This is a genomic window from Shewanella sp. 10N.286.52.E4 (genome assembly GCF_041468785.1).
GTDB classification, from domain to species: Bacteria; Pseudomonadota; Gammaproteobacteria; order Enterobacterales; family Shewanellaceae; genus Shewanella; species Shewanella electrodiphila.
The window spans coordinates 184,343-193,466 of the sequence record NZ_JBFRJJ010000006.1 but is presented as its reverse complement, the minus strand read 5'-3'; the positions used below and the strand labels follow the sequence as shown (position 1 = coordinate 193,466).

The window sequence follows — 9,124 nt, the reverse complement described above, 5'->3', positions numbered from 1 at the left end:
AAAGAATAATTAACTGTGACAATATTTAAAATCAACTTACTTTCTTTGATTTAATACACAGAATCTTAACGTTTTATTCTTTATAGTTAATAAACTAATAATAACATTAATGATAAACTGGAAGCTTCATCGATGAGTCAAGTTGGCAAAAGAAAAATTTTGTGCATACATTGCGAAATGGAACGAGTCGAACTATTGAAAGTTTGTCACTGCCAAAACAGTATAAAAACAAAACAGAAAAGGAATGTGAACGCTGTTACTGCCATTTCATTATTTGCGTTGAGTGTCTTAATGATTGTGCTTTCATCGACTTTTTGGTTATCAATAATGACTAACCTAGATGTCTATTCTTTTCATTACGAAACAACACATGGCAAGGTTATAAACTTGTTTGCTGGTTGGGTTTTCTTTACCGGATGGTATGGTCTGTTGATTACCCTACCTAAAATAAAGTTTCAAATAAAAAAAGCATAAATACCACAGTTTCAAGACATCAGGCAGGGTACAAACCTACTATCTAGTAAGTATAAATTTTAGTCGATTTACATGTTTGATTAAACGCCTGAATAATCAGGAACAATTAATGGTTCAATTCCATACGCACACTTTTCTTGTCAAAATATGCTTTTAAAAAGTCTAATAAAAGTCTTATCTTTTTAGAATCTGCAGCGCCAGGCGGAAACACCGCATAAATATTAATATCACTGAATTGATAATCATCTAATACTGACTCTAAGGTTCCCTGTTTGATTTTGGGTAAAGCATCATAAGTGGGGATCCGGCCAATACCATGGCCCCCTTCAACAAACGCGGTTCGTGCTGATGCATTATTGGTGCTAATACTGCCCTTCATTTCGATGCTAAAAGAGCGGCTACCTTTTTTAAGCTCAAGCACTTTTTTTAACGGTTTATAAATAACCCAATCGTGAACACTTAAGTCACTGGGTGATTTAGGCCTACCGTGTTTATTAAAATATTCAGGCGAGCCACATAAACACGTTTGTAGTACTGACAATTTAGTTGCCTGTAATGTCGAATCCACCAGAGGTGCACCACGAATTGCGATATCGATACCTTGATTAATAATATTCACGATATCATCTGTTAACATGACATCCAGTTCAATCTTTGGGTACATACGTTTAAATTCATTCAGTGCAGGCACAATGTTCTCAAGCCCAGCATTAACCGGACAAGTCATTCTTATCAAACCCATTGGTTCGCTTTTCATATTTTCAATTTGCTTATTCGCCGAATAAGCTTGTTCTGCAATAACCTTACAGGACTGATAATAGGCCTGCCCTTCTTCGGTCAAACTAATACTTCTTGTTGAACGATTGAGTAACTTAACTTGCAGGTGCGCTTCTAGTTTTTTCAGATGGTAACTCACTACAGCACGAGACAGTCCGATATGTTTAGCGGCGCCACTTAAACTCCCTTGTTCCACTACTTGTGAAAACACCACCATACTTTTGAGCTGTTCAAAAGAAACATTCACCGTCAAATCCCTCCTATCGCAAATAACCCTATTATGAGCTTAACGTTAACTTAATCAGCTCATTGTATCAATAATTTAAACAATGAAGTCGAATTACTCTGCATTGTCAGATATTAATCTCGTTTATATAATGGCTTCAATATTACGGCACGTGCAAAACCCAATGCTTTGCCAGAACAGTTAAACAAGGATTTCCCATGACTCAAGTAACTAAAAACGTATTAATGGTATTAACTTCTCATGATGCTTTAGGCGACACAGGTAAAAAGACTGGTTTTTGGATTGAGGAGTTTGCAGCGCCTTACTTTGTTTTTAAAGATGCTGGTTTTAATATTACTCTAGCTTCACCAGCAGGTGGCCAACCACCCATTGACCCAAGTAGTAAGCTAGAAGATTTTCAAACTGATGACACTCGCCGTTTTGATAATGACAAAGAAGCACAAGCTCTATTAGCTAACACGCAAATGTTAGAGACAGTTAACGTTGATGATTTCGATGGTGTATTTTACCCTGGTGGTCACGGTCCATTATGGGATTTAACCGACAACACAACATCAATTGAGTTAATTGAGCAGTTCATTAGCCAAAACAAACCGGTAGCAGCGGTATGTCACGCAACTGCAGCACTGTTAAATGCTAAAAACAGCGATGGCACTATGTTAGTTGCAGGTAAAGCTGTCACAGGATTCAGCAACACAGAAGAAGATGCCGTGCAATTAACAAGCGTGGTGCCTTTCTTGCTTGAAGATGAATTACAAAAACGTGACGCAGATTACCAAAAAGTCGCTGACTGGCATGCGTTTTCAGTTCAAGATGGTTTAGTGATTACTGGTCAGAACCCTGCAAGTTCATCAATAACTGCACAAAAGTTAGCATCACACATAAACGCTTAATAAAGATTATTATTGATACTAGGACATTCTCATGCTTAATTTTTCATTTCAAAACAATACAAAAATCTTATTTGGTGAAAATCAAATCAGTGCTATTAGCCAAGAAATCCCAGCTGATGCAAAAGTACTTATGGTTTATGGCGGTGGTTCAATTAAATCAAATGGTGTTTATGATCAGGTTAAACTGGCACTAAAAGACCACACTTGGTTTGAATTTTCTGGTGTAGAACCAAATCCTCAATACGATACGTTAATGAAAGCGCAAGCTGTCATTGAAGCTGAAAATATCGACTACATTCTTGCTGTAGGTGGTGGTTCAGTTGTTGATGGGGTTAAATTTATTGCTGCGGCAGCTAAATTTGATGGTCAAGATCCTTGGGATATTGTCGCAAAAGGCGCCAAAGTTGAACAGGCATTACCTATAGGAGCAGTTTTAACCCTTCCTGCAACAGGTTCTGAGTCCAATGGTGGCTCTGTTATTACTCGTGACGGTAACAAGTTACCATTTGGTAGCCCATTAGTGCGTCCATTATTTGCAGTATTAGACCCTTCTGTGACTTTATCTTTATCGGATCGTCAAATTGGTAATGGTGTTGTAGATGCTTATATCCATATTATGGAGCAATACTTAACCTTCGACGTTAATGGTAAAGTTCAAGACCGCTTCAGCGAAGGTTTACTGCAGACATTAATTGAAGAAGGTCCAAAAGCACTAGCAGCTGAGACTAAAGAAGATTTAGCAGTTAGAGCCAACATCATGTGGTCAGCAACCATGGCATTGAACGGTTTAATTGGTGCGGGTGTCCCACAAGATTGGTCAACCCATATGATTGGACATGAATTAACAGCCAGTCACGGTATTGACCATGCACGTACTTTATCAATTGTACTGCCAGCGGTTATGAAAGTTCGTCGCGAGCAAAAACATGCCAAATTAGTTCAATATGCTGAGCGTGTATTTGGTATCACAACCGGTAGCGATGAGCAGAAAATTGATCAAGCGATTATCGCCACTGAAAACTTCTTTAAGTTGATGCAGGTACCAACACGTTTAAGTGATATTGATGTGGGTGCGGAGCAAGTTGATATTTTAGTGTCTGCTCTTGAAAAGCATGGCATGACAAAATTAGGTGAACATGGCGATATCGATTTAGCAGTCAGCCGTGAAATTTTAACCACCGCTTTGTAATTCAAATTAATCACTGAGTCCCACCAGCTTATACTTTATCAACCTAGTTTTTTGGTTTGAAGTAAAGGATAAGCTAATTCAAAGGCTAGCATCGTGCTAGCCTTTTCTATTCTCGCCAAACCACGCTTAACCTGCCCGATTAAATTGTGATCCAGTGCCTAAATTCGTAATTTATTCATCAATTGTTGAATATTGAAGAATTAATTAGCTTAGCGATATAACCACATTAGCTTACTATATTCTACACTTGAAGAATTACACATTACCTCAGCAATACCATGGCCACGATTAAAAAGTCAGCAGGAAGACCATTAACCCAAATGGACAAACGCAGCACCTTAATTGATGCCGCAAGAGTGCTATTTGTAGAAAGCGATTATGAAAAAGTGTCAGTTCGCGCCATTGCTCAACAAGCTGGTGTTGATGCAAGCCTTATTCGCTACTACTTTCAGTCTAAAATGGGGTTATTCAGTGAAATGGTTAAAGAGACCCTTGCACCAATGTTCGACAAAATTGTGCAAACAAACAAGCAAAATGCCGCAAGCTCCCCTGAAGAAATTCTCACGACATATTATTCAATAATGAGTCAAAATCCGGATTTCCCGAAACTTATTTATCGCACCGCGAACCTATCGCCTACAGACAGTAATCGAGAGTTGCAGGCCAATTTATTGGATCTGTTTCCAGCAACGCGAATGACAGTATTTGATCAACTCAAACAGGCGGATATTCTCAGACCCGAAGTTGACATTATGTGCGCCAAAATGAGCTTTGTCAGTTTGTTGGTTTTTCCTTTTTTAATGCCTGAATTGTTTAAACAAGCAATAGGTATTGAAAGCAGCCCCGAATTTTTACAAAAGCTTGCTAAACACAATGCAAGGCTTTTACGTCATGGGCTCATTGCCGATGAATTTCAACCAAGCCAGGACCGCTAAACATGACTAGCTTAAAAAGACGTTACGTATTTCCCGGAATAGCAGCCGGTTTTATGATTTTATTTGCCGCCATTGCGCTGCGTTCATCGCCTGAACTAGAAGCAGGTCACGATAAGTCACGGTTAGTGGAAGTGATAAGCCTAGATAAACAGCTAAGTATGCCTGTGATCAAAGCCTACGGCCGAGTCGCCCCTAAACACAGCTGGCAAGGCATCGCTGAAGTCGGTGGCAAAATCATTTATCGTCACCCTGAATTAGAAACTGGTCGATTAATTAAAGCGGACACCTTAGTGCTGGTCATCGACCCACTCGAATATGAATTAAAGCTCGCCCAGGCAGAAGCAAACTATAACGGCGCTCAGGCGCAATTAGTTCAGCTTAATCAACAAGAAATCAATTTAAAAACCAGTCTAGAAATTGAACAGCAAAAATTGACCTTAGTGGATCAAGAATACCAACGTAAAAAAGCCCTTAACACCAAAAACTTGATTTCAAAATCTGAATTAGAAACCCAGAAACAAGCATTATTAGCCCAGCGAAATCTGGTTCAAGATTTGAACAGCAGCTTAAGTTTGCTGCCAGATGATCGCAAAGTCACGCAGGCTCAAGTTAAAGTCAATCAGGCCTTATTAAATGATGCCCAGCGACAATTGGATAATACCCAGTTTACCTTGCCATTTGATGCTCGTATCGCCGAAGTGAATATCGAACGAGCTCAAGCAGTATCAAGTGGTGCAGTGCTATTTGAAGCGCATCAGTTAGGCGCGGTTGAAATCAAAGCTGAGTTATCATTGCAAGATGCTGAAACCTTAATTACCAGCATATCTGATATTCCAAGAGACAGCGCATCATTACCGTCAATTGAGCGAGTAAACTTTAACAGCCATGTTGAAATCAACATGGGCAAAAAACATCATCAATGGCAAGCCAAGTTAACCCGTATAGCAGACACGATTAACCCTGATCAGGCTACTATCGGTTTTTATCTTGAGGTTGAACAAGACTTTAACGACATGAACTTAGTTAAGCGTCCACCGTTAACTAATGGCATGTTTGTAACAGCCTACATCAATGGTTACTCATCAAATCAGTTTGTGATCCCTGAAAAAGCACTGCACGGCGATAAAATTTATCTGATGGATAACGAAGGCAAACTGCAAATCAAATCGGTTGATGTGGTGTATCGCACTAAAAATGGCGTTGCCATAGCCAGTCAAACTGGTGAGCCTGCGTTAAAAAATAGCGACCAAGTCGTGACCAACGACTTAATTCCTGCCATTGCAGGTATGAGTCTTAAAATTGCAGGTTCCAAGACAAGTGACACACAAATGAGTGATGAAAAAGATAATGGGGAGAACAATCAGTGATTAACTTTTTCACTCGCCACCCCACCATCGCTAACTTGATGATGTTGGCATTTTTTGTTGTTGGCTTAAGCAGCATCGGTAAAATTAAACGCGAGACCTTCCCTGAATTTAGCCCGCCCTACATTATCGCCAGTGTAGTTTACCCCGGCGCATCGCCAGCTGAAGTGGAAGAAAGCCTGTGTTTACGCATGGAAGATGCCATTGATGGTTTAAGCGATATTGAAGAAACGAAATGTGATGCCCAAGAAGGTTTTGCTTCGTTAACGGTTAAGTTAACAGGCTCTGCTGATATGGGGCGCAGTTTAGTGGATATTCAAACCGAAATTAACGCCATTAAAGATTTTCCATCGCAAATCGATCCACCTACAGTTAAAGAGCTTGATTGGGCTGAACCTGTGGTCGATATCGCCATTGCTGCAGATGCCAGTTTGCCGCATTTAAAATCATATGCAGAAGATTTAAAACGACGGCTGAAAATTGATGTGGGAGTTAATTTAGTCACAGTATCTGGCTTTTCTGACCACCAAATACGGGTTGAGCTTAATGAAGCAGATATTAGACGTTTGGGGCTCACGGTCGCTGAAGTAGCAGACAAAGTCGGACGCCAAAATGTACAAATGCCTGCCGGTAGCGTGGAGTTATCAGATAAAAACCTATTGATTCGTTTTGATGAACGCCGCATCACGCCTGAAAATTTAGGCAAAATCATTGTCTCTTCAAACCCTGAAGGCGGCGTCGTCAGATTACGTGACATAGCCAAAATAGAAGACTTATTTGAACTTGAAGAAGAACACACCATTTTTAATGGTAAAGCCGCTGCGGTACTTAAAATACAAAAGAACAAAGCTGATGATGCCCTTAGAATTAAAGCCAGAGTCACTGAGTTTGTCGCCCAAGAGCAACTCGTCGCCCCAGATGGCGTCACATTGACCTTAACCAATGATATGTCATCACTGTTGCAAGACAGGCTGTCTATGCTGCTTAAAAATGGCTGGCAGGGGATCATTTTGGTGTTCTTCTCAATGTGGCTATTTTTTTCGTTGCGCTATTCATTCTGGGTCTCTGCAGGTTTACCCGTCGCCTTTATGGGTGGCCTATTCTTAATGTGGGTATTTGGGGTATCCATTAACATCATGAGCCTTGTTGGTTTATTGATGGCCATTGGTATCATGATGGATGACGCCATTGTGATTGCAGAGTCTGTTGCAGCCCATGTCGAAAAAGGTTTGCCCGTTAATGAAGCGGTCACCCAAGGAGTCAAAAAAGTCGCTCCAGGTGTATTTTCATCCTTTTTAACCACGGTATTTATTTTCGGCAGTTTATTGTGGCTCGATGGGCAAATGGGCGATGTATTATCCGTGGTGCCACTTGTATTGATTATGGTGCTGAGTGTCAGCCTTATCGAAGCATTTTTAATTCTTCCAAATCACTTAAGTCATTCTCTTAAATCACAAAAAAAAGAGAAACCGCCACTAAAGTTTAAAAAAGTATTCTTAGAAAAATTCGAATACTTTCGTAATAACACCCTAGTGGATGCCGTAACCTTTGTGGTGAAATGGCGCTACGCCAGTCTTGGCGCGACTTTAGGCTTACTGTTTATCTCTGTGGCATTAGTCGCAGGTGGCGCAGTTAAGTTTGTTGGGTTTCCAGAGCTTGACGGAGATATCGCTGAAGCGCGGATTATTTTGCCGCCGGGCTCAACACTAGATCAAACCAAGCTAGTGGTTGAAAAACTCGTCGCCAGTGCGAATAAAGTCGGAGCAAAATACACAGAGAAAAATCAAGAAGACGCAGATCTCATTCGCTATATCACCGAGCAATACAATATGAATGCTGATGCCGGAGAATCAGGACCGCATGTTGCAACCGTGAGATTAGATTTATTATCAGCCGAAACCCGTGAAACCTTAATTGACAATTTCATCGAAGATTGGCGTATTGAAAGTGGTGATATTGCCGCGCCAATTTCGTTAGTGTTTAAACAACCTTCAATGGGGCCTGCTGGGCGCGATGTGGAAGTACGTTTACAACATGATGACCTTGAAACCTTAAAGATGGCCTCGGTTGATTTACAGTCCTATTTAAGTCAGTTCTCGGGGGTTAATGGCATTTTAGATGACATGAGGCCGGGTAAAGAAGAAGTCTTAGTTAAGCTTAGAGATGGCGCAGAAAACTATGGCGTAGATGGCGAAATGATTGCATCGCAATTGCGCGCCGCCTACTTTGGTCAAACCGCCGACGATGTACAAGCTGGCCCAGAAAATATTGAGATTCAGGTACGCCTCAATAAACAACAAGCGGGTGATTTGCAAGCATTGGCTAATTTCCCAATTATGTTGGGCGATGGCAACCAACTGCCGCTCAGCGCGGTAGCAACCCTTGATTACGAGCGTTCATACGTGCGTATTCAACGTATTGAAAGTCAGCGCACAGTGACTGTGATGGCAGATATCGACAATACTAAAGCCAATGGCAGTGAAATTGTAGGTAAAGTGAGAACTGAATTTGCTAATGAGCTTCGTGAAAAATACCCAGGGATCAAAGTAGATTATGAAGGCGCTGCAAAAGAAACGGCTAAAACTGGCGCTTCGTTTATGCAAGGCTTCATCATTGGTCTATTTGGCTTATTTGCGATTTTAAGCTTTCAGTTTAGAAGTTATTTAGAGCCATTCGTTGTCATGCTAGCCATTCCTTTAGCATTAATCGGCGTATTCTGGGGCCATTTGCTCACAGGCCATAGCCTGTCGATGCCATCAATATTAGGCTTTGTCTCTCTTGCGGGGATTGTGGTTAACGACTCTATTTTGTTGGTGCAATACATTCGCCATCACGTAGACATAGGCGATAACATTCAAGAAGCAGTCGTTAAAGCCAGTCGCGATCGTTTCAGAGCGGTATTCCTGACGTCTTTAACCACCGCAGCAGGCTTATTACCATTGTTAATGGAAACCTCATTACAGGCGCAAGTAGTTAAGCCCATTGTCATCTCAATTGTGTTTGGTATTTTCACTTCAACATTATTAGTGCTGTTTATCATCCCGAGTGCTTATGCTGTACTGGCAGATTTTAATCTAGTACATAAACATGAAGACTTAGAAGCATAAGATATCAGCTAGTATCAATTATATTGGTCACTGTAACTCAAGGAAGAGTTAGCTTTCTGTAAAACGAGTAAAGGCCGTTAATGAAATCATTATCGGCCTTTATTTTATACATTTACTGTCTTTCTAAGATAATAATGT

At 40.7% G+C, this 9,124-nt stretch carries 6 protein-coding genes; 5 read left to right on the top strand and 1 reads right to left on the bottom strand.

What is annotated here, in order from left to right:
* Nucleotides 1–580 precede the first annotated feature (580 nt).
* Nucleotides 581–1,498, bottom strand: a complete 918-nt coding sequence (locus AB4153_RS03855) for a LysR family transcriptional regulator (protein WP_102528147.1) — start codon at nucleotides 1,496–1,498, stop codon at nucleotides 581–583.
* Between the two features lie 197 nt (nucleotides 1,499–1,695).
* Here AB4153_RS03855 and AB4153_RS03850 point away from each other — a divergent pair, with 197 nt between their 5' ends.
* The 5 genes from AB4153_RS03850 (at nucleotide 1,696) to AB4153_RS03830 (ending at nucleotide 8,986) form a co-directional block, all read left to right on the top strand.
* On the top strand, nucleotides 1,696–2,391 hold the full coding sequence (locus AB4153_RS03850; RefSeq protein ID WP_371996440.1) for a type 1 glutamine amidotransferase domain-containing protein: 696 nt from the start codon (nucleotides 1,696–1,698) through the stop codon (nucleotides 2,389–2,391).
* A gap of 31 nt (nucleotides 2,392–2,422) precedes the next feature.
* Nucleotides 2,423–3,580, top strand: coding sequence for an iron-containing alcohol dehydrogenase (locus AB4153_RS03845; RefSeq protein ID WP_248955763.1), 1,158 nt, complete (start codon nucleotides 2,423–2,425; stop codon nucleotides 3,578–3,580).
* Between the two features lie 278 nt (nucleotides 3,581–3,858).
* The gene (locus tag AB4153_RS03840) at nucleotides 3,859–4,515 is read left to right on the top strand and encodes a TetR/AcrR family transcriptional regulator (protein ID WP_371996439.1); all 657 of its coding nucleotides are present in this window, start codon (nucleotides 3,859–3,861) and stop codon (nucleotides 4,513–4,515) included.
* Nucleotides 4,516–4,517: 2 nt separating this feature from the next.
* The gene (locus AB4153_RS03835) at nucleotides 4,518–5,882 is read left to right on the top strand and encodes an efflux RND transporter periplasmic adaptor subunit (protein ID WP_371996438.1); all 1,365 of its coding nucleotides are present in this window, start codon (nucleotides 4,518–4,520) and stop codon (nucleotides 5,880–5,882) included.
* Nucleotides 5,879–8,986 (top strand): efflux RND transporter permease subunit, encoded by a 3,108-nt coding sequence (locus tag AB4153_RS03830; protein ID WP_371996437.1) that lies wholly within the window; start codon nucleotides 5,879–5,881, stop codon nucleotides 8,984–8,986. Before AB4153_RS03835 ends, AB4153_RS03830 begins: the two co-directional genes overlap by 4 nt.
* The last annotated feature ends 138 nt before the right edge of the window (nucleotides 8,987–9,124 follow it).

What these genes read in the sequence shown, in the direction of transcription:
- AB4153_RS03850 (WP_371996440.1), top strand. Translation starts at nt 1,696, where the DNA reads ATGACTCAAGTAACTAAAAACGTATTAATGGTATTAACTTCTCATGAT.
- AB4153_RS03845 (WP_248955763.1), top strand. Translation starts at nt 2,423, where the DNA reads ATGCTTAATTTTTCATTTCAAAACAATACAAAAATCTTATTTGGTGAA.
- AB4153_RS03840 (WP_371996439.1), top strand. Translation starts at nt 3,859, where the DNA reads ATGGCCACGATTAAAAAGTCAGCAGGAAGACCATTAACCCAAATGGAC.
- AB4153_RS03835 (WP_371996438.1), top strand. Translation starts at nt 4,518, where the DNA reads ATGACTAGCTTAAAAAGACGTTACGTATTTCCCGGAATAGCAGCCGGT.